The 24,858-nt window shown below is 70.3% G+C and carries 24 protein-coding genes; 18 read left to right on the forward strand and 6 right to left on the reverse strand.

What is annotated here, in order from left to right; genetic code table 11:
* Window positions 1–80: 80 nt before the first annotated feature.
* Together KUM49_RS21020 and KUM49_RS21025 are read right to left on the reverse strand one after the other, a co-directional pair.
* On the reverse strand, window positions 81–554 hold the full coding sequence (locus KUM49_RS21020; protein ID WP_217238431.1) for a DUF3592 domain-containing protein: 474 nt from the start codon (window positions 552–554) through the stop codon (window positions 81–83).
* 380 nt (window positions 555–934) lie between these two features.
* Window positions 935–1,330 (reverse strand): GNAT family N-acetyltransferase, encoded by a 396-nt coding sequence (locus KUM49_RS21025; protein WP_217238432.1) that lies wholly within the window; start codon window positions 1,328–1,330, stop codon window positions 935–937.
* 112 nt (window positions 1,331–1,442) lie between these two features.
* Between KUM49_RS21025 and KUM49_RS21030 the strand changes: the two genes are divergently transcribed.
* The 3 genes from KUM49_RS21030 to KUM49_RS50255 all read left to right on the forward strand — a co-directional run bounded on the left by KUM49_RS21030 (window position 1,443) and on the right by KUM49_RS50255 (window position 2,509).
* A complete protein-coding gene (locus tag KUM49_RS21030; protein WP_217238433.1) occupies window positions 1,443–1,664 on the forward strand; it encodes a hypothetical protein in 222 nt (73 codons plus the stop codon).
* 164 nt (window positions 1,665–1,828) lie between these two features.
* Window positions 1,829–2,146 carry a hypothetical protein gene (locus KUM49_RS50250; RefSeq protein WP_308406680.1) on the forward strand — a complete coding sequence of 106 codons (318 nt, stop codon included), beginning with the start codon at window positions 1,829–1,831 and terminating at the stop codon, window positions 2,144–2,146.
* 39 nt (window positions 2,147–2,185) lie between these two features.
* Window positions 2,186–2,509 carry a hypothetical protein gene (locus tag KUM49_RS50255; protein WP_308406681.1) on the forward strand — a complete coding sequence of 108 codons (324 nt, stop codon included), beginning with the start codon at window positions 2,186–2,188 and terminating at the stop codon, window positions 2,507–2,509.
* Window positions 2,510–2,518: 9 nt separating this feature from the next.
* Here the strand turns inward: KUM49_RS50255 and KUM49_RS21040 are convergent, their stop codons facing one another.
* Window positions 2,519–3,472 carry a LysR family transcriptional regulator gene (locus KUM49_RS21040; RefSeq protein ID WP_217238434.1) on the reverse strand — a complete coding sequence of 318 codons (954 nt, stop codon included), beginning with the start codon at window positions 3,470–3,472 and terminating at the stop codon, window positions 2,519–2,521.
* Window positions 3,473–3,595: 123 nt separating this feature from the next.
* On the opposite strand from KUM49_RS21040, the gene KUM49_RS21045 reads away from it, so the two are divergent.
* Together KUM49_RS21045 and KUM49_RS50260 are read left to right on the forward strand one after the other, a co-directional pair.
* Window positions 3,596–4,843 carry an MFS transporter gene (locus KUM49_RS21045; protein WP_217238435.1) on the forward strand — a complete coding sequence of 416 codons (1,248 nt, stop codon included), beginning with the start codon at window positions 3,596–3,598 and terminating at the stop codon, window positions 4,841–4,843.
* A gap of 376 nt (window positions 4,844–5,219) precedes the next feature.
* Entirely contained in the window at window positions 5,220–5,732 is a 513-nt protein-coding gene (locus tag KUM49_RS50260; protein WP_308406682.1) for a restriction endonuclease, read from the forward strand.
* Between the two features lie 108 nt (window positions 5,733–5,840).
* On the opposite strand, the gene KUM49_RS21055 is transcribed toward KUM49_RS50260, so the two are convergent.
* Window positions 5,841–6,257 (reverse strand): ATP-binding protein, encoded by a 417-nt coding sequence (locus tag KUM49_RS21055; protein ID WP_217238437.1) that lies wholly within the window; start codon window positions 6,255–6,257, stop codon window positions 5,841–5,843.
* A 278-nt stretch (window positions 6,258–6,535) separates the two neighbouring features.
* On the opposite strand from KUM49_RS21055, the gene abc-f reads away from it, so the two are divergent.
* The 11 genes from abc-f (at window position 6,536) to KUM49_RS21110 (ending at window position 20,244) form a co-directional block, all read left to right on the forward strand.
* Window positions 6,536–8,182, forward strand: coding sequence for a ribosomal protection-like ABC-F family protein (abc-f, locus tag KUM49_RS21060; protein ID WP_217238438.1), 1,647 nt, complete (start codon window positions 6,536–6,538; stop codon window positions 8,180–8,182).
* 197 nt (window positions 8,183–8,379) lie between these two features.
* On the forward strand, window positions 8,380–9,330 hold the full coding sequence (locus tag KUM49_RS21065; protein WP_217238439.1) for a phosphotransferase: 951 nt from the start codon (window positions 8,380–8,382) through the stop codon (window positions 9,328–9,330).
* A gap of 447 nt (window positions 9,331–9,777) precedes the next feature.
* The gene (locus tag KUM49_RS21070) at window positions 9,778–10,305 is read left to right on the forward strand and encodes a hypothetical protein (RefSeq protein ID WP_217238440.1); all 528 of its coding nucleotides are present in this window, start codon (window positions 9,778–9,780) and stop codon (window positions 10,303–10,305) included.
* A gap of 420 nt (window positions 10,306–10,725) precedes the next feature.
* Window positions 10,726–12,858 (forward strand): hypothetical protein, encoded by a 2,133-nt coding sequence (locus KUM49_RS21075; protein ID WP_217238441.1) that lies wholly within the window; start codon window positions 10,726–10,728, stop codon window positions 12,856–12,858.
* 98 nt (window positions 12,859–12,956) lie between these two features.
* Window positions 12,957–14,474, forward strand: a complete 1,518-nt coding sequence (pelF, locus tag KUM49_RS21080; protein WP_254401564.1) for a GT4 family glycosyltransferase PelF — start codon at window positions 12,957–12,959, stop codon at window positions 14,472–14,474.
* On the forward strand, window positions 14,471–15,889 hold the full coding sequence (locus tag KUM49_RS21085) for a hypothetical protein (protein ID WP_217238442.1): 1,419 nt from the start codon (window positions 14,471–14,473) through the stop codon (window positions 15,887–15,889). Before pelF ends, KUM49_RS21085 begins: the two co-directional genes overlap by 4 nt.
* 59 nt (window positions 15,890–15,948) lie before the next feature.
* Window positions 15,949–16,950 carry a GDP-mannose 4,6-dehydratase gene (locus KUM49_RS21090; RefSeq protein ID WP_217238443.1) on the forward strand — a complete coding sequence of 334 codons (1,002 nt, stop codon included), beginning with the start codon at window positions 15,949–15,951 and terminating at the stop codon, window positions 16,948–16,950.
* 52 nt (window positions 16,951–17,002) lie between these two features.
* Window positions 17,003–17,716, forward strand: coding sequence for a sugar phosphate nucleotidyltransferase (locus KUM49_RS21095; RefSeq protein WP_217238444.1), 714 nt, complete (start codon window positions 17,003–17,005; stop codon window positions 17,714–17,716).
* A gap of 7 nt (window positions 17,717–17,723) precedes the next feature.
* On the forward strand, window positions 17,724–18,617 hold the full coding sequence (locus KUM49_RS21100; protein ID WP_217238445.1) for an NAD(P)-dependent oxidoreductase: 894 nt from the start codon (window positions 17,724–17,726) through the stop codon (window positions 18,615–18,617).
* Window positions 18,614–19,276 (forward strand): spherulation-specific family 4 protein, encoded by a 663-nt coding sequence (locus KUM49_RS21105; protein WP_217238446.1) that lies wholly within the window; start codon window positions 18,614–18,616, stop codon window positions 19,274–19,276. The genes KUM49_RS21100 and KUM49_RS21105 overlap by 4 nt, the downstream gene beginning before the upstream one ends.
* A complete protein-coding gene (locus KUM49_RS21110; RefSeq protein ID WP_254401565.1) occupies window positions 19,273–20,244 on the forward strand; it encodes an endo alpha-1,4 polygalactosaminidase in 972 nt (323 codons plus the stop codon). Before KUM49_RS21105 ends, KUM49_RS21110 begins: the two co-directional genes overlap by 4 nt.
* A gap of 54 nt (window positions 20,245–20,298) precedes the next feature.
* Here KUM49_RS21110 and KUM49_RS21115 read toward each other — a convergent pair whose 3' ends face one another.
* Complete coding sequence (locus KUM49_RS21115) at window positions 20,299–21,243, reverse strand: LysR family transcriptional regulator (RefSeq protein WP_217238447.1); 945 nt, start codon at window positions 21,241–21,243, stop codon at window positions 20,299–20,301.
* Window positions 21,244–21,472: 229 nt separating this feature from the next.
* On the opposite strand from KUM49_RS21115, the gene KUM49_RS21120 reads away from it, so the two are divergent.
* Both KUM49_RS21120 and KUM49_RS21125 read left to right on the forward strand, forming a co-directional pair.
* Complete coding sequence (locus KUM49_RS21120) at window positions 21,473–22,279, forward strand: serine/threonine protein kinase (RefSeq protein WP_217238448.1); 807 nt, start codon at window positions 21,473–21,475, stop codon at window positions 22,277–22,279.
* Complete coding sequence (locus KUM49_RS21125; protein WP_217238449.1) at window positions 22,276–23,904, forward strand: serine/threonine-protein kinase; 1,629 nt, start codon at window positions 22,276–22,278, stop codon at window positions 23,902–23,904. The genes KUM49_RS21120 and KUM49_RS21125 overlap by 4 nt, the downstream gene beginning before the upstream one ends.
* A 1-nt stretch (window position 23,905) precedes the next feature.
* On the opposite strand, the gene KUM49_RS21130 is transcribed toward KUM49_RS21125, so the two are convergent.
* Window positions 23,906–24,796, reverse strand: a complete 891-nt coding sequence (locus KUM49_RS21130; protein ID WP_217238450.1) for a M23 family metallopeptidase — start codon at window positions 24,794–24,796, stop codon at window positions 23,906–23,908.
* Window positions 24,797–24,858 lie beyond the last annotated feature (62 nt).

Here is a 24,858-nt window from a genome sequence, read left to right on the forward strand (position 1 = left end):
ACCTGCCACAGCCTCTTTCCCTATAACTGCGAAGCAATCCGCCGGAGATGGCCGACGTGACCTCGGCCGGGACACGCGGTCTAGGAACGCCCCCGCCTCGCCATCGCAATGGCTGTCCCGACTCCCGCCATCACCAGCCCGATCCCACCGAAGATCAGCGGCAGCAGCCAGAGCGAGGTGAATCCGTTGATCTGCGCATCCTCGGGGGCATCGGCGCGGTACAGCACCTCGACCCGCTCGCCCTCCTCGTACGAGGGCGGATTGGAACCCGTCGAGCTCCGGAACGTCCGTTGCGTACCGTCCGCCGACGTGAACTCGACCACCGGGTACGCCGCGGGCTTGTCGTTCTCCCGCTTCTTGCGGGATACGCCGTCGTGGTCGTTTCGCCACTCCAGCGCCACCACCGTGCCCCGGGCACGCTCCGCGTCCGCCAGGAACGACACCGACACCCCCGCCAGGATCACCCCGACGACCAAGAACAGCGCTCCGAACGCGATCAGCGCGAAGGCGATCCACCGGCGGGCACCACCCCGCCCACGCACCTCAACCTGCACGATGTCCCTCTCACTTGTCCGGAGTGAGAGGGACGCTATCCCAGGTACTCAGGTACTCAGGTCGCCGCCTCCCGCCCCCAACCGCTCGGCATCGTGCCGCCGTTCAGGAACACGAACCCACGCGCCCGAAAGACATCCCGTCGGACTCTGCACGACACCATGCAGGATGGGCTCCATGAGTGAGCTCGAGCCGTACACCCCAGTCCCTGCCAAAACCCGACCGCGCGCGTTCAACAGCCCGTCCTTAGAGCGATGAAGGCCGTCCTGATCGTGGCGGCCGTAGCGGCTGCGGCGCTGCTGCTGTACATGGCTCTCTTCATCGGCGTCTTCGTCCTGGCCAGTTGAAGGTTGCGCCGGTGCCCCCAGGCTGGCCCGCGGCGTTACAGAGCGATCAGACCCGCTGTCGTCTCGTTGAAGCCGCAGGCATCGAAGTAGAACGAACGCAGGTGCTCTTCGAAGTCGACGTGGAGCCATTCACACTGTGCGGCACGGGATTCTCGGGCCGCCGTCGCGACAAGCGTGGCGCCGACTCCTCTCGCCCGGCAATGCTGGGCGACCACCGTGTCGAGGATGAAGGCGTGCACGCCACCGTCCCATGCAACGTTGACGAAGCCGATCAGAGAGCCGTCCTCCCACGCACAGACCCAGCCGAGGCTGTGGCGTTGCAGTCGTTCTCTCCAGTCCGTCTGAGCGACCGGATGGCCGAATCCGGCAGCGTGGAGAGCGTTGAGGGCAGCATTGTCGAAGTCGCCCCGCCACTCGTACTTGATCGTCACGCCTCGATCGTATTATCCAGGGCGCCGGTCCCGCTGAGCCTCGTGCACGGCGGCGGTACGCCCGCACGGCTCTCTCGGGTAGACCCTGGTCCCCGGCTATTACAGTGCGGCCATGGAGATCACGTGCACGCAATGCCAGGGTGTTGACCTTCAGGCCGGCTTCGTCGAAGACGGCGGCGACCACTCCAACGGGTACACACGCTGGATACCCGGGCCGCTGGAGCGTGGGCTCTTCGGAGGAGCCAAGCGCTGGGGCCGCCCCCGGTACCAGATCGACGCCTACCGATGCCCGTCCTGCGGTCACCTGGAGCTCTTCGCCCCGCACGAGGTCTGAACCAACCGGACGCACCCGCCTGAACGCCTCGCCTCGCCTCGCCATGAGGAGAGCATTGGTTCCCAGCCCTACCGCCACGTCTCCGGTCAGACGCGAGTCAGCGCCGCTCCGCCGCGCCGAGAAATTCGACTGCGTGGTCGGGACGGGGCCTCTAGGGTCCGCGCATGGACTGGCATGTGTGGCACGGCGACTACGACGGCCCGGCCTCCTTCCTTGGGCGGCGGCTTGACGTCGTCCAGGAGCGGATAGGACTGGCTCTGGAGGCGAGCCCTCCCGGCCCTCTTCGGGTGGTGAGCATCTGCGCCGGCCAGGGGCGGGACCTGCTCGGAGTTCTGCCCGGTCATCCACGTCGTGGGGATGTGGTTGCGCGTCTGGTGGAGCTGGATCCGCGCAACGTGGCGGAGGCCAGGCGAGTCGCCACGAGTCTTGGCCTGGATCAGGTCGAGGTGGTGGTCGGTGAGGCCGCCGTGACCGACCACTAGGAAGGAAGGGCACCAGCGGATCTGGTGCTCGTTTGCGGAGTGTTCGGCAACATCTCCGACGCCGACATCGAGCGCGTCGTCGGCTTCTGTACCCAACTGTGCGCGACGGGCGGGGTGCTGGTGTGGACTCGCCATCGCAAGCAGCCCGACCTGTCCCCGCAGATCCGCCGCTGGCTTGAGGAGCGTGGCTTCACCAGGGGGTGGCTGTCCGAGCCGGGCGCCGGGTTCGGCGTCGGAGTCCACCGCTTCACGGGCCGGCCTCAGCCGCTGATATCGGGAAGGCGCATGTTCACGTTCGTCGGATACGACGTACTGGCGCGGCGGGCAGCGGCCAGTGACACGGGATCAGCACCATCCGCGTGACGGCGAGGACTACGGTGTTCCGTCGCTGCGGCGTCGCGTCATTGCCCAGGAGGGGCGCCAGGCTGCCTCGGGGAGCGGTGTCAGGCTTGCGAAGTGGTTGATGACGGCCCGGAGTCCTGGGTGTGGGTTCGCTCGGGGGAGGATGAGCGAGAGCGGGTATGCGAGCGTCGGATTCACGATCGGGATGCGGCGTAGGTCGTGGTTCGTCGGCCAGATGTACCGGTCGCGCGAGCCTACGAGGGTTGCCACGTCCGCGGAGTCCGCGAGGACGTCGAGGAGGACCTCGTTGCCGAAGTTCGGGCCCGCGGCGTCAATGCGCAGGTCGAAGGCGGTGACGAGCTGATCGTAGAAGTCCGCCCATTCGCTTCTCGGCGCGATACCCGGCACCCAGATCCGGTGCCGACGCAGCTGGGATGGTGTCAGTGTTCGTGCGGAGGCGAGCGGGTGCCTCGGGCCGACGAGGAGTTCCAGCGGGGAGTCGAACGCGTGGACCATTTGCACGTCACGCGGCAGTGCGGCCGGATCGGTGACCGAGCGGAACGAGGCGTCGATATCGCCTGCCTGGACGGCGGCGACCGCCACGCGCGGGTCGTTGGCCCTGAGGGTCACCACGTCGAGGTCCGTTTCGGGGTGCGACCGCCAATAGTCGTGCAGGACGACGGCCTGCGCGGATCGCAGGCCGAGAACGTCGACGCGTAGGGCTCTCGAACCCGGTCTGATCGCGGTGATGGCGCGATCGACACCCGTGACGATGTTCCGGGCGTGCGGGAGGAAAGCCTGGCCGTCGAGTGTCAGCTCAACCCCTCGGGCGGTGCGGGTGAACAACCGGACGTCGAGTTCGCGCTCGAGGGATGCGATCCGCTTCGACACGGCCTGTTGCGTGACGCCGAGCTCGCCGGCCGCGTGTTGCAGCTGTCCCAGCTCGGCGGCGCGGACGAACGATCGCACCGCCTCGGTATCCATTGATCCAGCCTAAGCGTGCCCAACTGATGGTTGTGGCTCGCCCGGGAGCCGGTTGTTTGATCCCGCGACGGTGCGACCGGTGTGATGCGGAGACCCAAACATCGGTTGTCCCGAGGGAGTCGCATGCGCGTGCAGTTGGGGCGCAGTTTCTGCCGGCTGTGGTCGGCCTATGCCGTCAGTACGTACGGTACGTGGATCGCCTTCGGCGCCTTCCCGCTGATCGCGGTGGGAGTGCTGCACTCGTCGGCATTCGCGGTGTCGGTCCTGGAGGCAGCCGGGCTTGCGGTCGCGGCGATTGTCGCGTTGTCGCTCGGGCCGTGGGTCGAGCAGCGGGCCAAGCGTCCGGTGATGATCGCGATGGACCTGATCCGGTTCGTCGCGATGGCCAGCGTCCCGATCGCGTACGTTCTCGGATTGCTTTCATACGGCCAACTGCTGGTCGTCTCGGTCGTCTCCGGGACCGCCGGTATCGCCTTCACCGCCGCATCCGGCGCGTATCTGAAGTATCTCGTCCCCAGCGATCACCTCATTGTGGCGAACGGGAGATTCGAGGGCACGAGCTGGGTGGCGACCGCGGCGGGCCCGCCCCTCGGCGGTGCACTCATAGGGATGCTCGGCCCGGTCATCACTGTCATGGCCGACGCACTCAGCTACCTGCTGTCCGCGCTCGGGGTCCTCCGCATCCGCGGAGGCGACGTCGCGGCACCCCGCGAGGGGGCCACCAGGCTGCGGGGAGGCGACCTTCTCGGCGGCTGGCGGTTCATCTTCCGCGACCCCGCGCTGAGGCGCCTGTTCCTCAACTCGATCCTGGTCGGCGGCCTCATCATGGCCACCGTCCCGCTCCTGTCCGTCCTCCTGCTGGGCCAGTACCACTTCCCGGCCTGGCAGTACGGTCTCGCCTTCGGCATCCCGGCACTCGGCGGCTTCGTGGGCGCCCGCCTGTCCTCACATCTCGTGACCCGCTTCGGCCGCCACCGGGTCATGATCGTCTCCGGCTGGTTGCGCTCGGTCTTCCCGCTCGGTCTCGCGTTCGTCCGTCCCGGCGTCCCCGGACTCCTCACCGTGATCATCGTCGAAGGCCTGCTCATCACCTGCATGGGCATCTTCAACCCGGTCTACGCGACAGAACGTCTGCAACGGACTCCCGCGCATCTCACCGCCCAGATTCTCAGTACATGGAGTGCCGTCAGCAAACTCCTCCAAGCTGCCCTGATGGTGATCTGGGGCATTCTCGCCACCCTCACCAGCCCACTCGCCGCGATCGCCCTGTCCGGCGTGCTCCTGCTCTCCACCCCGCTCTTGCTGCCCAGGCGGATACATGTGTCCGCCCCCGAGCCCGTCACGTCGGCCGAAGACGTCCGGTTCGTATAACTCACCTTCCGGTGAGCGGAGTGATGAAGTGCGTGATCTTGGGAAGACGGCGGGAGTGATCTTCATGTCGATCTCTGTGGGGGGATGCACTGCCGTGGCCACGTCCATACGTCCTTTCCGATCCGCGAACCGTCGCCGCCGCCCGTTCGATCTCCGTCGGACAGCAGCCTTCTTCGGCCTCCTCGCTCTCGTGGTGATCGCCGTGGGCCTCTCGGCACGTGCGGTGGCCGGTGCCGTCGAGCGTCGCCCCGCCTGGGCGCTCGTGTTGGGCTTGGTCGGTGTCGCGGTCGCCATGTCCCTTTGGCACCGGCGGCGTCGCCTCTCCGTTTCAAGGGTGGCGCGGCGGGCCGCCGCAGCACTCGACGAGGGGGCAGGTATGGCGGTCGCCGTGCTGGAGACGCCGTCATCCACGGAAACGGGCCCACGATCCACCGCCGTCGGCGTGGATGGTGACGAGACGGTCGTCCTCCCACGCGGCGTCGCGGCCGCCCATGACGCCCTTGACCCGGAGGAGTTCGAGGAGGCGATAGCCGCCCTGTGCGAGCGGGACGGCTGCTCGCACGTCGAACTCGTGGGCGGGGCAGGTGATCTCGGCGCGGACATCCTGGCCGTCGCTCCGGACGGACGCCGCGTGGTCATCCAGTGCAAGCGCTACGGCGGCACGCACCGGGTCGGCTCCCAGGACCTCCAGCGCTTCGGCGGCACGTGCTTCACCATCCATGAGGCCGACGTCGCCGTCGTCGTCACGACGAGCGGCTTCACTGCTCCGGCGGCCGAGTACGCCGAGCAGTGCGGGATCGTGTGCTGGGACGGGCAGGCGTTGGGGGCGTGGGACGCCGGCATCGGTCCAACGCCGTGGGACGCGCAGGCCGAAGGGGTTGTGGACTGACAGCCGGCGGCGATGTCCGCGCGCCGGGCGGGGCCCGTGACGACGTCCTGATCGAACGGAGGCAGGGGCCTGGGACGCGGCCTCAATCCCCGGAAGGATGAAGCCGGCTCAGCTGCCGTCCGGCCGTTCGGCGCTTGCCGGGCGGAAGCACGCCGTCACCGTCTTGCCGTGCCGCTGACACTTCATCTCATATCCATCAGCGAGCATCCGCACGATGCCCACTCCGCGACCGGACACCTCGCCCGCCTGCGGGTGACGCTGCCTCGGCAGTGTCGGGTCCTCGTCATGGACGCTCACATGGAGGCAGTCGCCATCCCAGGTGAGGACCAGATGCGCGTCGCTGTGCGCGTGGACGTGAGCATTGGTGATCAGTTCGGACACAGCCAGGACGACAGCATCCACCGTCTCCGGCTCAGCAGCGGTCCACGGCAGGGAAGCCAACTGCGTTCGCGTCCATTGCCGTCCGGCGCGTACACCACCAGACATGGGAAACGAATGCGCCCAACCCATCGCCTTGACAGCCACCCCCGCGCTCCTCTCCCTGCCGGTCCACACTGATACGTACACACACCGTGTACCCCTCGCTCGCGGTCGCAGGCACTCAAGCGGTCAGCCCTCTGTCCCCACGGATCGGCGCAGTCTCGCTGCCCGTGCCTGGACTTCGTGACCCGTACGAGTGGAGACGATACGCATCGTCTTGTATGGTGGGGGCATGGTCTTCTACTACTTTCTCTGAGTCCGGGCACGGCCGACGCCGCCGTTTCTGCTGCCCGTAGACCCTTCGCATTCCCAGGGAAAGTGACATGCGCGAACGCGCCCATACCGCTGTGCCCGCTGCCGTGGCGCAGCTGTCCGTCAAGGACGTGACCAAGTCCTACGGCACCCGAACCGTCCTCGACCAGGTTTCCTTCACCGTCCGCCCCGGCGAGAAGGCCGCCGTCATCGGCGAGAACGGCTCCGGCAAGTCCACCCTGCTGCGGCTGCTCGCCGCGGCCGAGGTGCCGGACGCCGGGGAGATCACCATCAGCTTCCCCGGCGGCACCGGCCACCTCGCCCAGACCCTCGACCTCGACCCGCACTGCACCGTGCAGGACGCTGTCGACTTCGCCCTGGCCGAACTGCGCGGCATGGAGCGCCGGTTGCGGATGGCGGAGGAGCGCCTCGGCGAGGCGTCGGAAGAGGAACTCACCGCGTACGGCGAGCTGCTGAACGCCTACGAGGAACGGGGCGGATACGGGGCGGACACCCGTGTGGAAGCCGTCATGCACGGGCTCGGGCTCGCCGGGATCACCCGCGACCGCCTGCTCGGCTCGCTCTCCGGCGGCGAGCAGTCGCGGCTCGCGCTCGCCTGCGTACTGGCCGCCGCCCCCGAGCTGCTGCTCCTCGACGAGCCGACGAACCATCTCGACGCGGCGGCCGTGCGCTGGCTCGAGGAGCATCTGCGCGCGCACCGCGGTACCGTCGTCGCGGTCACTCACGACCGTGGCTTCCTGGAGCGCATCGCCACCGCGATCCTCGAGGTCGACCGGGATGCGCGCACGGTGCACCGGTACGGCGACGGCTGGACCGGCTACCGCGCCGCGAAGGCCGCCGCCCGACGCCGGGCGGAGCAAGAACACGTGGACTGGCTGGAGACGGTGGCCCGCACCGAAGAGCTGCTTGAGGCCGCCGGGAAGAGGCTGGCCACGACCGGCGGGGACCCGCGACAGGGCTTCGGCAAGCACCGCCGATCGCATGAGGCAAAGCTCGGCGGGCAAGTGCGGTCGGTCCGGGAGCGGTTGGCCCACCTGAAGCGCAACCCGGTGTCGGCGCCGCCCGAACCGCTGCGGTTCACGGCGGCGCTGTCGGCGTCGGGCGGCACGCATTCCGTCGAGCCTCCGCTTGTCGAACTGGACGGCGTGAGCGTCGGAGAGCAACTGTGTCTGGACGGACTGCTGGCGATCGCGCCCGGGCAGCGGCTGCTGGTCACGGGCGAGAACGGGGCGGGCAAGACGACACTGCTGCGGGTCCTGGCGGGCGACCTGGAGCCGGACGCGGGCACGGTACGCCGTCCGGCTCGGATCGGGTACCTGGCGCAGGAGCTGCCCGCACGCTCCACGCGTCTTCCGCTGCTCGCCGCCTTCGCGGCCGGGCAGCCAGGGCTGCCGGAGGAGTACGCCGATCAGCTGCTGGCGCTGGGGCTGTTCCGCGCGGAGGATCTGCACGTCCCGGTCACGGCACTGTCCGCCGGGCAGCAACGGCGGTTGCAGTTCGCGAGGCTGGTCACCAGGCCCGTGGACCTTCTCGTACTCGACGAACCGACGAACCACGTCGCGCTCGACCTGGTCGAGGACCTGGAGGCGGCGCTCGCGGCCTACCCGGGTGCGGTGGTCGCGGTGTCGCACGATCGCGGCTTCCGCGAGCGCTTCCCTGGGGAGCGGCTGGAACTGCGGGGCGGCCGCAGATGCTGACCCGCGAGCACCAGGCGGGCTCGCATCGGGTCGGGTCGGGTCGGGTCGGGTCCGCCGGGTGGGTGTCGCCGGGACGGCGGACCGCACCTGCTCCGGCCGGGCCGGGTCGGGTCGGCTCCTCCACGAACCGCCTGCACGCCGAGCCCCCCCGCCTCACCCGACCCAACAGTCAGAAATACACCTGGAGGGATTGCGTCATGACCGATTTCGCGACACCACAACACCGGGCCCGCCGCACCTCCGCCGCAGTCGACGCGGCTGTCGGAGCAGGGCGTGCTCTCGGTCTCGCCGTGGCTGATGCCACGGTGCTCCACGACGTCTTCTCCGTCGTCGTGCACCTCGCGCCCTCACCGGTCGTGGCCCGGATTCCCACCGTCCTGCCGCCCCGCGAAGACCTCGATTCCCTTGCGCGTCGCCAGCGGGCGGAACTGGACGTGACACGATGGCTCGCCGACCAGGGAACCCCCGTGATCCCACCCAGCCCGTGCGTGCCTCGGGAACCCGTTCAGCGCGACGGGTTCTCGATGACGTTCTGGCAATTCGTCGAGGAGGACCGGGGCAGAGAACCCGACTACGTCGCGAACTCCGAAAGCGTTGCCGACCTGCACGCTGCGATGCGCGCATACCCGGGCCGTCTGTCGTTTCTGTCCGCGGCCGATCCGCGGTTCGTCGCGGAAAGCCTCACTCTGCTCGAAGGGTTTCCCAGCCTCATCGGCGCGTCCGAGCTGGACCGGGCACGACGCGAGTGGCAGATCCTGGAACCCCTGGTGCGCTCACGCGCTGCGTTTGAAGAGACGTTCCCGGGTATCGACCTCCAGCCCATCCACGGCGACTCTCCACCCGCGAACATCTTCTCCGGGGTCGACGGGGACCTCTACTCGGACTTCGAGCTGGTCACGTTGGGCCCCGTCGAGTGGGACCTGGCCGCTCTCGGACCGGTCCACGAATCCGCCTACAACCGCGGCGCGCGGCGCAACGGCACAAGACTGCTGAACGAGGATGTCCTGAGCTTCGTGAACGCCGTGGGGATGCTGCGGATCATCGCCTCCCTCACGCTCGTGCCGCAACTGCCCGAGTTGGTGGACTACCTCAAGCCGGCCGTCGACCAATGGCAGAGGATGCCGTTCGCCGGGGGCATGCTCGACTGAAACCGACAGGTACGCGGCAGCAGCCGGACACCTCCGCCGCTGATCCCCTCCACGCCGCCCGCGCCGCGGAGGTGACGTCACTGTGGCGTCTCGTCGGCAACTGAGGATCAGCGTCGGCCGGCAGCGGGGACGAGCGGGAGGCCGCCGGGACCGGCCGGAATGTGGCGGGATGGCTGAGAGGCTTTGCGCCGTGCATCGGTCACGGAGGCGGCCGACGGATCCGGTACGCGCCAATATCATCCACGGGCACCACAGGGCCGTCCGGTCTCACCGGCCTCCTGGAACCGCCGCTGCCTCACCCTCCCCACGTGCGCTTATGCGGGCACACCGACGACCACACGACTTCGCCATATGATCTTCACGCAACACGCGCTTCCGGCCGGGTGGCGTCGACCGCCTCCCTGCCGGGGCAGACGGTGCATTCGCCGGATGCCTAGCCTCCCGGCCATGCGATCACTCCTGATGAGACGTCTCGGCCTCGGTGCCGTCCTCGCTCTCGCTCTTGCCACGTTCGGCCTGGCGCCCAGCGCGAGCGCGGCCGACCCGGCACCGGCCGAGCTGACGTTCGCCACCGACATTGCGACCACCACGCCCGGCGGTACGGTGAATCTGTCGATGACGATCACCAACAACAAGACCTACGACATCTGGTTCATGTACCAGACGATCGAACCGACGTGGCTGACCACTCAGCGCCCCGACCTGAAGTACGGCTTCACCGGGTGCAGCCTGGCCACGGCCGCCGGCTCCACCCCCTGCTCCGGGACCGGTCCCGCCAACCTCGGCGGCAACTACGGCGCCACCGTCCCGCCCGGCCAGAGCCGTACCGTCACCCTGACGCTGCAGGTCGCCGCCGACTCCGGCTGCAACGGCAACATCGGCTTCTACTCGTACTTCTACGCCGAGTTCAGCGACAGCACGAACACCAGCGGTGGGCCGGTCTACACGCCCGAGACGCGAGTGCTGTGCGCCTGACGGCCCGTCGAGTGCGTCGGCCGCCGTGCCGAGGGTGACCTGAAAACGCTCTTCGACCAGGCGCGCACAGTGGTCTGAACCACTGGCACTCCGCACCGGCGGGCCCGGCGGACCGCCGGTGCGGTGCGCAGGGCCCGGACCAGCGCGACGGGCTTTCGGGGCCCTCGGGTCCGGCCGTCCGGCCGCCCCCGAGGCGTCACCGGACGACTCAACTCGCCTTCGCCTCTGCCCTATTGGTCACCTGCATTTTTCCGTCATGTTTCGCAACATGACCACTAAAGCTACACACAGACCTCACTATTGGCGGAACGGATGCGTCGACGACTGGTTTCTGAGGGGGACGCCGGCGTCGCGCAAGGGGGTCGGTCCGCTCTCCATGGGAGCTGTGCTCACCCCTGCCCGGGGAGGGGACTTCACCGCATGAAGCGGACCATACGCACCGCCGTGCTCACGGCCGGTGCGCTGATCGCCGCGCTGGGCCTGCCGGCCGGCGCGGCCCAGGCCGACACGAGCACACCCCGCGTCGACCTGCGGGTGCTGGTGGTGAGCGACGGGGGGCCGTCCACCGACGCGATCGCAGCCGAACTGACCGCGGCCGGCACGCCGTACACCGAGGTCGATCTCACGCAGTCCGGCCGGCCCGTGATCGACGCCGCCTTCCTCGCGGACACCGTCGACGACCGGCCGCGCGCCAGGTTCCAGGCCGTCGTCCTGCCCAACGACAACCCGTTCGGGGCCGGTTCCGCGGAGATGGCGGCACTGGCGGCGTACGAGCAGACCTACGACATTCCCCAGGTCGACGCCTACACCTACGCACGTCCGGAAGCCGGTTTGCAGTATCCGGTCTACGGCGGTTACTCCGGTGGCGTCGACGGGGTGCAGGCGGAGGTGACCGCCGCCGGGAAGTCGGGCCCCTTCGACTACCTCGACGGCGCGGTGCCCTTCGAGGACAACGACCCCGCTGTGGGCGAGAGTTACGCCTATCTGTCGACACCCGTGCCAGGCGCCGACTTCACCCCCTACGTCGACGCGGCGATCCCCGGGAAGTCGACGCGAGGCTCGCTGGTGGGCGAGTACCGGCACGACGGGCGGCGTGAGCTCGTCGTCACCTTCGTCTACAACCAGTACCAGCAGCAGTTCCGGTTGCTGGCCCGCGGCATCGTGGAGTGGATGACCGGCGGCATCCATCTCGGCGCCTCCCGCAACTACTTCGCCGTGCACGTGGACGACGTGTTCGCCGCCGACGACCGCTGGAGCACCGAGCTCAACTGCACGCCCGGCGACGTCGACTGCACCGACCCCAACGCCACGGCCGACCCGATCCGCATGACGGCCGCGGACGTCGACCACGCCACTGCCTGGCAGGACAGCCGCGACTTCACCCTCGACTTCGCCTACAACGGCGCCGGCAGCGTCGACCAGCGCGAGGCCAACAACGGAGTCGACGCGCTCGCCGACAGGCTGATCGCGGACCGGGGCGAGTTCCGCTGGATCAACCACACCTACTCGCACCCCTTCCTCGGCTGCGTGCAGGACACCGCGACGGTGCCCTGGAAGTGCGCCACGAACACCGACGGCAGCACCCGGTGGGTCAGCCGCACGGAGATCTCCGACGAGATCGCCACCAACCGCGTGTGGGGGCAGACGGCCGGACTCCCCCTGGAGAACGACGAGCTGGTCACCGGCGAGCACTCCGGCATGAGGGTGCTTCCGCAGCAGACCGAGGACAACCCCAACCTGGCGCTCGCCCTCGACGACAACGACATCTCCTGGCTCGGCTCGGACAACTCCCGTGAACCCGGCCAGCGTCAGGTCGGCCCGGCCACGACCGTCCCCCGCTACCCGATGAACGTCTTCTACAACGCGGGCAAGGCGGCCGAGCAGGTCGACGAGTACAACTGGATCTACACCAGCCGTGCCCAGGGCGGCAGTGGCATCTGCGAGGACAACCCGGCCACCACCACCTGCCTCGCCGCGCCGCTGGACACCACCACCGGCTACACCGACCAGATCGTGCCGGTGGAGAAGCGCATCGCTCTCGGACACGTCCTGTCCAACGACCCGAAGCCGCACTTCATCCACCAGTCGAACCTGGCCGAGGAGCGCATCGCCTACCCCGTGCTGAGCGGCGTCCTCGACGGCTACAACGCCCTGTTCGCGGACAACACCCCCGTGGTCAACCTGCGGATGAAGGACATCGGCACCGAACTGCAGCGCAGAGCCGCCTGGCAGTCCGCCCTGCAGGCCGGCCAGGTGACCGCCTACCGAATCGGTGACACGGTGACGGTCGAGGCACCGGACGCAGTGGCCGTGACGGCGACCCTGCCCACCGGCACCACGCTGGCCGGCTCCGCCTTCGGCACGGCGTACGCGGGCCAGTTGTCCGGCTGGGCGCCCTCCGCGGGCGCCCCGCTCGACCTCACCCTGCCGGCGTCCGCCCCGGCCCCGGCCGTCGGCTCCTCCGATCCCGCCGCCCCGGCCACGGATCCCGCACCGGACACCCGCGTTCCCGCCGGCGTGACCGAGCAGGTCCCGTACACCGCGGGCGACTGAACGGGACACCGACCCAAGGACCGACCGAGGTCCCGGCCGCCCTTCTGCGGCCGGGACCGGCACGAAGAGCCCACACCTCGGCCCCGTGGAGCACATCCATGCACGTTCCCCACGGCGCGCGACGCCCCAGCGCAACGCGCGTCACCCTGCTCACCGAAGGCACCTACCCACACAGTCACGGCGGCGTGAGCGTCTGGTGCGACCAGCTCGTCCAGGGCATGCCCGATCTCGACTTCGACGTCATCGCCGTCACCGGCACCGGACGCGAACCCGTGGTGTGGGATCTGCCAGCGCACGTCTCGCGCGTGCTGTCCGTCCCGATGTGGGGCGACCCGCCCGAGGGCCGCCCGCCCCGGGGACGTGCCCGCAACCAACTCGCCGCCGCCTACGAGCGGTTCCTGACCGCCCTGCTCGATCCCTGCGCCGAGGACGAGTTCGCCCCCGCTCTGTACGCGATGGCCCGGGCCGCCGCGGACGGGACGCTGAGCCCGTTCCTGCGCGGCGACCGCGCGATCGCCCTGCTGACGGCCGTGTGGAACCGACGCGGTCTGGCCGTGCGCGAGGCCGGTCCGACCCTCCACGACGCGCTCGCCGCGACCGCGCTGCTGGAACACGCCCTGCGCCCCCTGGCCGCACCGCTGCCCGAGAACGGGGTCGCGCACGCGGTCAGCGGCGGCGTCGCCGCACTGCCGGGCCTCGCCGCCCTCGAACAGCACGGCGTCCCGCTGCTGTTGACCGAGCACGGCGTCTATCTGCGCGAGCGCTATCTCGGCTACCGGATCGCGCCCTACCGCTGGCCGGTGAAGGCAGTCGTTCTCGGCTTCTTCCGGCTGCTGGCGGAGGAGACCTACCGCCGGGCCGCCCTGATCACCCCGGGCAACCGCTACAACCGGCTGTGGGAGGAACAGGGCGGTGCCGATCCGGAGTCGATCCGTACGGTCTACAACGGCGTGGACCCCGCCGCGTTCCCGCCGGCCGGCCCCGAACCGGACCGGCTCACCCTCAGCTGGGCGGGCCGCGTCGACCCCATCAAGGACCTGGAAACCCTCATACGGGCCTTCGCCCTCGTCAGGGACCGACTCCCCGACGCGCGCCTGCGGCTGTTCGGCGGCACCCCACGCGGCGGCGAGGCCTATCGGGAACGCTGCGAGGCGCTGGCCGCCGAGCTCGGACACGCGGACGCCGTCACCTTCGAGGGGCGCGTCGACGACATCAAGGACGCGTACGCGGCCGGCAACGTCGTGATGCTCTCCAGCATCAGCGAGGGCTTCCCCTTCACCCTGATAGAGGCCATGTCGTGCGGCCGGGCGACCGTCTCCACCGACGTGGGCGGGGTGAGGGAGGCCGTCGGCGACACCGGGCTCGTGGTGCCGCCCCGTGATCCGGCGGCGATGGCCGCCGCCGCGCTGCAACTGCTGGGCGATCCCGGACGACGCAGGGTGATGGGCGAGGCGGCGCGGCTGCGGGTCATCGAGCAGTTCACGCTGCGCCAGACCATCGACACGTTCCGGTCCATCTACCGGGAACTGCCCACGCTCGGACGGCGGTCGGCGCCGGTACCGGCCCCCGCGGCGCCACCGCTCACGCCCGTGGCCACGGGGAGCCTGACCGGATGAGCGGGCCGATATCCCTCGAACCCGGCGGCGCCGAACACGAAACGCTGACGCTCCGGCTGGCCGAGACGCGCCCGCCGCGCCGCCGCCCGCGCTGGGCGCTCGACGACAGCGCCACCCTCGCCATCCGGTTACCCCGGCACGGCCCGGACGAGGAGGCGGTCAGCGAGCTCGCCGCCGAACTCGCCGACCGTGTCGGCCCCGCCGTCCACCCCTACGAAGTGGCCGCACTGCTGGAGGCCGAGGGCCTGTCCGCATCCCTGATCAAGGAGCGGTACGGCCACCCGAACCTGTTCTCGCTCGCCTCCGCGCTGTACGAGCGGGTGCCGCGGACCTTTCCCGAGCCCGCGCCGCCGGCCGACCCGTGGCGCCCGGACACCGTGCGCTGTCTCCTGCGGGGCGTGCTGTTCGCGCTCCCGGGACTCGCCTACCTGCTGACCGCACCGCTGTGGAACGCCTCAGCGAACGCCTCGGCCCTGATCGTGGCGGGACTCGTCTCCTGGGCCTGGGGGCAGGCACTCGGCCACCGCGCCCACCTGCGACTGGCGACCGGGCGGCGCGAGGCCGGCCGTACGCTCCTGGTCGGTGCGCCGGTGGGGGCGGCGGTGGCCACGGCGATCGCGGCGCTGCCCGCCGGGGGCGGCCCGGTGACCCTGGCGGCGGCCGGACAGTCGGCGTACCTGGCGGCGGCGGGCATCCTGCTGGTGCTGGGCCGGGAACGGCTGCTGCTGGCCGCGCTCAGCCCGCTGATCGCCGGTGCCGCCGTCCTGCCGTGGTGGGAGCCCGGCACCCCGCTGCGGGTCGCGCTGCCCCTGCTGGCGCTGCTCGCCACGCTCGCCGTCACCGGCCGGACCCTGTGGGCCACCCGCGCGGTCCCGGCCGCGTCCGCCGCCGCCCGCCCGCGCCTGCTCTGGTCCCTGCCCTACGGACTGTTCGGGCTGGCCGCCGGTGTGCTGGTGCTGTTGGAGGGCCGGCAGGAGCCGTACGCGGTGATCGTGCTGACGGTGAGCATGGGGCCGGCGGAGTGGCTGCTGTACCGCTACCGCGGGCTGTCGATCGCCGCGCTGCGCGCCACCGCCACGCCCGCCGGGTTTCTGCTCCGCTCGGCCGGCATCCTCGGTCTCTGCCTGCTCGCCTACCTCGCGCCGCTGCTGCCCGCGGCCCTGCTCACCGGCGCCGATCCGGCCACCCTGCTGCTGCTCGCGGCCACCCTGTGGACCGCCCTGCTGCTCCAGGCGTTCGGAGCCGCCTGGCCGTCGGCCGCGATCTGTCTCGCGGCAGCGGGCGGCGCCGGGGCGGTCACCGTGCTGGACCTGCCACCGGGCTCGGCCGCACTGCCCCTGCTGTGCGGCGCGGCCGCCCTGTGTCTGTCGGCCTGCACGCTGTGGTCCCTCGGACGTCCCGCCCCGCACGCCTGACCTCACCGGCCGACCCCGCGCTCTCTCCGCCTGCCCAACCAACCGGAAGGACCCCTGAGTTGACCTCCGCACCGCTCGCCGCAGTCACCGGAGCCGAGGGTTTCATCGGCTCCCACCTCACCGAGGCGCTGGTCGCCTCCGGACACCGGGTCAGGGCCATGGCCCAGTACAACTCCTTCTCCTCCTACGGCTGGCTGGAGACCCTGCATCCGGACGTCCTCGACCAGGTGGAGATCGTCCTCGGCGACGTGCGCGACCCCGGGTCGGTCCGCGGCCTGCTCGAAGGCGCCGACACCGCCTACCATCTGGCCGCCCTGATCGCGATCCCGTACTCCTACCAGGCACCGCACAGCTACGTGGACACCAACGTCACCGGCACGCTCAACGTGCTGGAGGCGGTGCGTGCCCTCGGCACCCCCCGGCTGGTCCACACCTCCACCAGTGAGACGTACGGCACCGCGCAGACCGTACCGATCAACGAGGACCACCCCATCAACACGCAGTCCCCGTACGCCGCTTCGAAGGCGGGCGGGGACCGGCTGGCCGACAGCTACCACGCCAGCTTCGACACCCCGGTGGTGACGCTGCGTCCCTTCAACACCTTCGGGCCGCGCCAGTCGATGCGCGCGGTCATCCCCACCGTCATCGGCCAGGTGGCGGCCGGGGAACGCACCATCACCCTCGGCGACCTGCGTCCCACCCGCGACTTCACCTTCGTCAAGGACACCGCCCAGGCGTTCCTGGCCGTGGGCACCGGGCCCGCCGAGCAGGTCGTGGGCCGCACCTTCAACGCCGGCACCGGCGGGGAGATCTCGGTCGGCGACCTCGTCGCGCTGATCGGCAAGGTGATGGACACCGCCCTCGACGTCCGCGAGGACACCGCGCGTATCCGCCCTGCCAACTCCGAGGTGATGCGGCTGGTCGCGGACGCGAGCCGGCTCGCCGACGCCACCGGCTGGCAGCCCGCCCACACCCTGGAGCAGGGCCTCGCCCACACCGTGGAGTTCTTCCGCGACCCGGCCAACCTCGCCCGTTACAAGACCGGCATCTACAACATCTGACCCGCCCGGCACTTCCCGTACAGCCCCGCACATCGATGAAGGAGGAGTTCCCATGCACGTTGTGATCCTGGCGGGAGGCAAGGGCGTGCGGCTGCGGCCGTACACCACGGCGCTGCCCAAGCCGCTCGTGCCCATAGGCGATCAGCACGCCATCCTGGAGATCGTGCTGCGACAGCTCTCCACGGCCGGCTTCACCCGCTGCACCATCGCCATCGGCCACTTGGGCGAGATCATCCGTGCGTACGTCGGCGACGGCTCCCAGTGGGGGATGAGCATCGACTACGCCACCGAGGAGAGCCCGCTGGGCACCATGGGCCCGCTGCTCACCCTGCGCGACCGGCTGCCCGAGACGTTCCTGGTGATGAACGGCGACATCCTGACCGACCTCGACTACGCCGACGTCCTGCGCCGGCACGGGGAGTCGGGCGCCCCGCTGACCATCGCCACGTACGCCCGCAAGGTACACATCGACTTCGGGGTGCTGACCACCGACAAGGGCAGGGTCGTCGCCTTCACCGAGAAGCCGAGCATCGACTACCGCGTCTCCATGGGCGTCTACGGCCTGTCCCGCTCGACGCTCGACGGCTACACGCCCGGACTGCCCCTCGGCTTCGACGAGTTGGTCCTCGACCTGCTGGCCGCCCAAAGCCCGCCGCACGCCTATGACTTCGACGGGTACTGGCTGGACATCGGGCGCCCGGACGACTATGACCGGGCCAACGCCGAGTTCACCACCCGCAAGTCGCTTCTGCTCAAGGGAGCCTGAGTACCGCATGCGCATTCTCGTCCTGGGCCACACCGGCTACCTGGGCAGTCACGTCGTCGAGCGGCTGCGCACCCTGCCGGGCACGCTGGTCCTCGGCGGCGGCCGCTCGCCCGCCGCCGAGTTCCCCGTCGACCTCGCCACCGTCCGCCCGGAGCGGCTGGCGAAGACCGTCGAGGCGGCCGCACCCGACACCGTGATCAACTGTGCGGGCGCGACCGGCGGCGACGCCGTGACCCTCGCGGAGGTCAACGCCCGCGGCCCCGCGGTGCTGTGCGCCGCCCTGCGGGCCGCGGCACCCTCGGCGCGTCTGATCCATCTGGGCTCGGCCGCCGAGTACGGCCCCGGAGTCCCCGACGTCCGCGTGACGGAGACGGCGGCCACCCACCCGGTCGGCCCCTACGGAGCGACCAAGCTGGCGGGCACGGCCGCCGTGACCGCCTCGGGCCTGGACGCGGTGGTGCTGCGGGTCGGCAACCCGGTCGGGCCCGGGGCGCCGCCCACCGGGCTGCCCGGCCGGATCGCCGGACTGCTGCGCGCGGCCGGCCCCGATCCGGACGCGGTGCTGCGGCTCGGCGACCTGTCCGCGTACCGCGACTTCATCGACGTACGTGATGTGGCGCGGGCGGCGGCGTACGCGGTCACGGCTCCCGCTCCGCTGCCGCCCGTGCTCAACATCAGTGGAGGCCGGGCCGTCCCGGTGCGCGACCTGGTGCGGGGGCTGGCCGACAAGGCCGGGTTCCGGGGGCGGATCGAGGAGACCACCACCGGCTCGGCCCGCTCGGCCGACGTGTCGTGGCAGTGTTCCGACATCACCGCCGCCGACAAGGCCCTGGGCTGGCGCCCGGCCCACACCCTCGGCGACGCGCTGGCCGCGTTGTGGGAAGGCGATGCCACCCCGTGAACCTGCTGATTCCGCTGTATGTCCACCCGGCCGAGGACCCGGGTGCCTGGCACCGTCTGATCACGGCCGCGACCCGCACGTACGGCGTCGTCCTCAACCCCGCCAACGGTCCCGGAAACGGCCCCGATCCCGCGTTCACCGCGGCGGCCGAGGCGCTGCGCACGGCAGGGGCACGGCTGCTCGGCTACGTCGACACCGACTACGGGATGCGTGACAGCGCCGAGATCGCCGCCGACGTGCGACGGCACCAGGAGTGGTACGCGGCCGACGGCTGCTTCCTCGACCAGGTGACCGCGACGCCGGAGGGGCTGTCGGCCTGTCGCCGCCTGGTCCGGACCGTACGCCGACTCGGTGCCCGGACGGTCGTCATCAACCCCGGGGTCCACCCGGCGCCCGGATACGCCCGCCTCGCCGACCTGACCGTCACCTTCGAGGGCCACTGGTCGACGTACGTGTCGGCTTTCAGCAGACCGGCATGGACCGCGCGGCATCCGCCCGAGGAGCTGTGCCACCTCGTCTACGGCGTGCCCGAGGCGCTCGTACCGCTCGCCGTACGCACGGCGCACGAGCGCGGTGCGGCGGTCTGCGGGCCCGTGACCGGGCAACCCCCCAACCCCTGGGCCGAGTTGACGCCCGCCCTGACCGGGACGGAACGATGAGGAACACGCGGCTGTCCTTCGCGACGCTCCTGGCGGCTCTCGCGGCTCTGGCGGCGTCGGCGCTGACGGGCTGTTCCGGCGGCGCGGAACGGCCTGCCGACGCGCACGGTACGACGTCCGCTCCCTCGCGCACGACCACAGCGGCCGCGACGCCCGGCACCGGGGAACCGCCCACACCGAGGACGTCCTCCTCCCCTTCCCCGTCTTCGTCCACTTCCCCTGCCGACAAAGCCCCTGCCGGGCGCGGCACTTCGGCAAGCCCGGCCAAGGCCCTGTGGAAACCCCGGCCCGGGCTGGCCTGGCAGTGGCAACTGGACGGAAAGGCCAGTCCCTCGGCCGACGTGCCCGTGTACGACATCGACGGCTTCGAGAACTCGGCGGCGGACGTGGCCCGTCTGCACCGGGACGGCCGCAAGGTCATCTGCTACATCAATGTCGGTGCCTGGGAGGACTTCCGGCCCGACCAGGACGCCTTTCCGCGTTCGGTGCTCGGTGAGCCCAACGGCTGGTCGGGCGAACGGTGGCTGGACATCCGGCAGATCTCCGTCCTGCGGCCCCTCATGGAACGACGCTTCGACATGTGCCGCGACAAGGGATTCGACGCGGTCGAGCCCGACCTGGTGGAGGGCTACGGCAACGACACCGGCTTCCCGCTCACCGCACGCGACCAGCTCAGATACAACCGCATGATCGCGGCCATCGCCCACGAGCGCGGACTGTCGGTAGGGCTCAAGAACGACCTGCCGCAGATTCCCCAGCTCCTGTCCCACTTCGACTTCGCGGTCAACGAGGAGTGCGCACAGTACGACGAGTGCGCGGAGCTCACCCCGTTCATCGCGGCCGGCAAGGCGGTGTTCCACGTGGAGTACACGGAACCGAGGAGCAGCTTCTGCCCGCGGTCCCGACGGCTGAACCTGTCGTCGATGGTGAAAGAACCGGAACTCGGGGTGTGGCGGAAACCCTGCTGAGACAGTCGGGTCGGGGTCGGACCGCCGACCTGTGCGGCCCACTGGAACGCTGAGTCAGAAGACGGCGCGGTCGGCTGCTTGCCTGATGGCGGCGATGCCTGGTTCTGACTGTCTCGTGGAGAGCCAGGCCATGGCTGCGGTGGAGGGCGTGAGGTCGGTGACGTCGAGGTAGCGGACGCTGGGGCGGGGGAACAACTCACGGGCGGCTGCGGGGAGGAAGCAGATCGCTTCTCCACCGGCCACGATGTGGAACAACGACTCCATATCGGTGGCGACCGGCCCGTAGCGCACGGGGCTGCCGTCGGGACGAGGGTCCACCGCCCAGAAGTCCCACCACACCCGCGGTACCTCTTCGGGCATGGCGACTACGGGATGGTCGGCGAGCTGGGCCAGCGTGAGGCGGGGCAGACCGGCCAGCATGTCGTCTGCCGGAAGACAGGCGACACGGGGTTCGGTGGCGAGGTGATGCAGCTCTATGCCCTCCGGTACCGGAGGGCGCAGGAAGACCACATCGACGTCCTGACGGAGCAGGGCGGCGATGTGCTCGACGAAGTTGAGACTGAGCAACTGCACCGTGATGCCGGGGTGGCTGTCGTGCAGCGCCCGCAGAACGGCGCGAGTGTGGGGCATGGCGGCCTCGGCTCCGATACTCCCCACTAGCAGCCGGCCCGAGAGTTGGCGGGTCTGCGCGTCGGCTGTACGCCGTATACGGTCGGCGGCTTCGACCGTCGCCCGGACATCGGGAAGCAACGCCCGTCCGGCCGCTGTCAGGGCGACCGTCCGGCTGGAGCGCGTGAAAAGCCGCACGCCCACGCGGACCTCCAAGTCCCGGATCTGCTGACTCAGTGCGGGCTGGGTGATGAACAGGCGGGCGGCGGCGCGCCCGAAGTGCAGTTCTTCGCTCAGGGCCAGGAACAGGCGTAATTGGCGAATGCTCGGGTCCGCAGCCGGCGCGGCACCTGCACGGGTCGTAGCCACGGTCTGTCCCCCTGTGGTCATAGGGATGATCTTATGGATCGACTGGAATCCCGCATGTCTGTGACTGCTGACAACACGAGTTATTTCATGTGAGCGTTCGTATGATCCGATACGGTCGGTGGCAGGCAGTCCAGGAGACGGGAAGATGTGTGAACCCCCTTCACTTCGGCGCCGCACTGACCGGAGCGCAGGAGTCCGGTTTCACCGCGTACGGCGGCGACGATGCGGAACTGGCAGAGCTGAGGGGCCGATGAGCGGCGTAGTGGTCCATCTTCCCCCGGAGGGCGACGAGGGCCCGGTGACCCTGAGGCTGGGTCCTGGGGACGTGGCCCGATTCGGACGTGGCTCCGGTTCGACACCCGTCGAGCTGCGGCTGATCGACCCGGCGGTCTCCAGGCTGGCAGGAGAGATCCGGGTGACCGACGACCACTGGCAGCTGAGCAACTACAGCTCCACGCACAGCTATCTGGTGGAGAACCCGGAAGGGGCGGGGGAATACCTGAGGGTGCCGCCGCGCCGCGTCGGCGCGCCCATTCCCTTCGAGTTCGCTCGTGTTCTCCTGCCGACCAGGGGCTCCACGGTCGGCTTCCAGGTGTTCGCGCCGGACCACGTCTACCTCGACCCGGACAGCAGGGGCGGCCGGTGGGGGACGCAGACCCTGACCGCGTACTCGCTCGACGAGACCGCCGCCTACTTCCTGGTGCTGGTCGCGCTGTGCGAGCCCCGGCTGCGCGACGAGTCGGCGGTCGCCGTCCCGACCACGCCCCAACTCGTCGAAAGGCTGCGGAACCACCCGGAGTACAGCCAGTTGACGGCTCGCGCGATCAGCTCCCACATCGACTACCTCGCCGAGGAGAAACTCCGCATCGAGTCACCGGCCGCACCGGAACCGGGGCAGGGCGCGCGCCGCAACGGCAAGCGCGAGGCGGTCGTCGGACTCGCACTGCGTTTCGGGCTGGTCCGCGAGGAACATCTGGCGCTACTGCCGTCCCGTTCGGCGGGGCGGGTGGGAACGGTGGGGACGGCGGGAACGGCAGGTCCGGTGGGGTCCAGATGAGCGAGTCCGTGAGCGTACCCCTGGAGCGAGTTCCGCGCGGCTACCGGGTCGGCCCATTCGAAGTCACCGAACCGATAGCGGCCGGGGGCTGGGGGACGGTCTACGAGGGTCGGTTCGTAGGATCGGACCCGGCACCGGGCGACAGCCCCGAGGCGGGCCTCAACGGCGCGGGAAACGACGGCGCCGGGCAGGGCTCAGCCACAGCGATCCGTTCCGGTGGCGTGGTCGACGCCGAGGGCGGCGCGGACGACACGGGTGGTCCGGATGGCACCGGTGGTCCGGACGGCACCGGTGGTCCGGACGGCACCGGCCGATCCGGTGGGGCGGAAGGTCCGAAGAACCCGCCCGGCGAAGGACAGGTCGTCGCGCTCAAGTTCCTGCCCACCGCGGGGCTCGCGCCGCGCCAGGTGCGCGGGCTCGTGGAAACCGCCCGGCGCGAGATCGAGTTGGGCCGCCGGGCCCGCCATCCGCGGCTGATCCGGCTGCTGGACTCCGTCGTACTGAGCGAACCCGGGGATCCCGCTCTCGACGGGGCCGTCGTCCTGGTCATGGAACGTGCCGAGCGGAGCCTGCGTCAGCTCATCGAAGCGGAAAAGGACCTGGGAGAAGGCGAGAAAGGCCGGCTCCTCACCGGGATATTCGAAGGGCTGGCCCATCTGCACGGTCTCGGCTGGGTGCACGGAGACCTCAAGCCCGACAACGTTCTTCTCATGGCGGACGGCTCGGTGAAACTCTCCGACTTCGGGCTCGCCGCGGAGCTCGAGGGCACCCACGGCACACACGGCTACATTCCGCCCTTCGGCACCCCTGACTATCTGCCGCCCGAGCGCTGGCAGGCTCCGCTCGGCGAGCGGGGTGTGCAGGTGCGGCCGAGCGCCGACATCTGGGCTCTGGGCATCGTGATCCATCAGGTGTTCGCGGGCGGCACCTCCCCGTTTCCCGGTGCCACGCCCATGGCGCGCAGGGCGGCCGTGCAGGAGTACGCCAAGGGGCGAACGCCGCTTCGCGTGGACAACGCCGTACCGCCCTTCTGGCGTGAGCTGATCGGCGACTGTCTCGCCCCGACGCATGCGGCCCGCGCCGAGCACACCGCCGCGAGTCTGCTGGCCCGTATCGAGGCGGGCGGGGCGGCGGCCGGTCCCGGTGGCCGCGTCCGGGTGCGCCGGAAGGCGTTGCTCGCTGTCGCGGTGGCGGCCGCCCTGTGCGGAGCGACCGCCGCCGCCTGGTCCTACGCGGCCCCCGCCGATGACGACCGCTCCTCGGGTGCGCGTCCGGACCGCACCGCCGCTTCAGACAGTGCGGAACCGGCCGGCCGGGTCGAGGTGTTCAACGTGGAGAAGGGGTGCCGCGACCGCGCCGAGGAACGCGACCAGCAGTGCAGTCTCGGTCTCGCGGTGGATCCTCTCGCCGCGTACACCGTCGACAACGTCGTGGCGACCCGGGTGTGGCACGGAGACGTCCTGTCCGTCGACTGCCGGATGCCGCAGGGCCTGCCGGTCATGGACGAGGCCGGTAGCCGGTCCACCGAGTGGTTCCGGGTCCGTCTGCCGGACGCCCCGAGCGGGACCGCCTGGCTTCCCGCCGTACGGACGCGGGACCTTCCCACCGTCCCGGAGTGCGCGTGACTCAGCACGAACGGATCTCGCGTCCGTCGTTGTCCTTCGCCTCGTCGTTCCCCCAGCGCTGCAGGTAGTACGCGGAGACATAGGCGCGCCCCTGGCCCCCGGGCGTCACCTCGTCGAGGTCGGTCAGCAGCCACCAGTGGTTGTACGAGCCGCCGGCCCGCACCTCGTCGCCCCACTTCTTGCACAGGACGTAGTTGGTGCCCTGGAGCAGCGTTCCCTGGGCGGTGCACTCCGGCCTGGTGTCGCCGACGCAGTCCACGGCGGCGTATCCGGTGGCGTCGGCGAAGGTGTCGACCCAGTACTTGTCCGGGTCGCCGCTTCCTCCGCAGGCATTGGTACTGGTCACGCGGGGGAACGGCCCGTCGGGTGAGAGCCGGTACTCGGTGCCCTGGAGCACCGGGTTGACCATCTCGTCCGTCTCCCCGTCGTTGTCCCCGTTGGTATCGTAGAGCTGCTCGTAGTGCAGATGTGCCGAAGTCGTGCCGACCAGCCCGAGTCGTCCGAGCGTCGCCCCGGAGGCAACCTGCTGCCCGAGGCGCACGTCGATGCGGTCCATGTGCAGGTAGACCGTGAACCAGCCGCCGCCGTGGTTGATCTCCAGCCCGCCGGGCTCGAACAACTCGGTGACCGTGCCGGCGGCTGAGGCGGCGACCTGGGCACCGAGGGTCTCGCCGCCGACGCGGTACATGTCGAGTTTCTTGTCCTCCGGAGTGTGTCCCCGGTACGTCTGCAACTGCCAGGTCTGCCCGCAGGCGAACGGCAGCTTGAAATCGGGCCGGGCGGCGGGCACGGCGGCCGCTGTCGCGGGCGCCGCCGTCATACAGAGCCCGAGCGTCATCAGCAGTGCGAGCACCGCCGCCCAGCCCGAACGTGTCCCCCGTGGGAGCCGCATGGAACCTCACCCCTCTTTGGTGTCCTGTCTGCCAGGACAGTGCCGTACGAGGGCCGAGAGCG

The organism is Streptomyces sp. AC555_RSS877 (genome assembly GCF_019049245.1).
Taxonomy (GTDB): Bacteria; Actinomycetota; Actinomycetes; order Streptomycetales; family Streptomycetaceae; genus Streptomyces.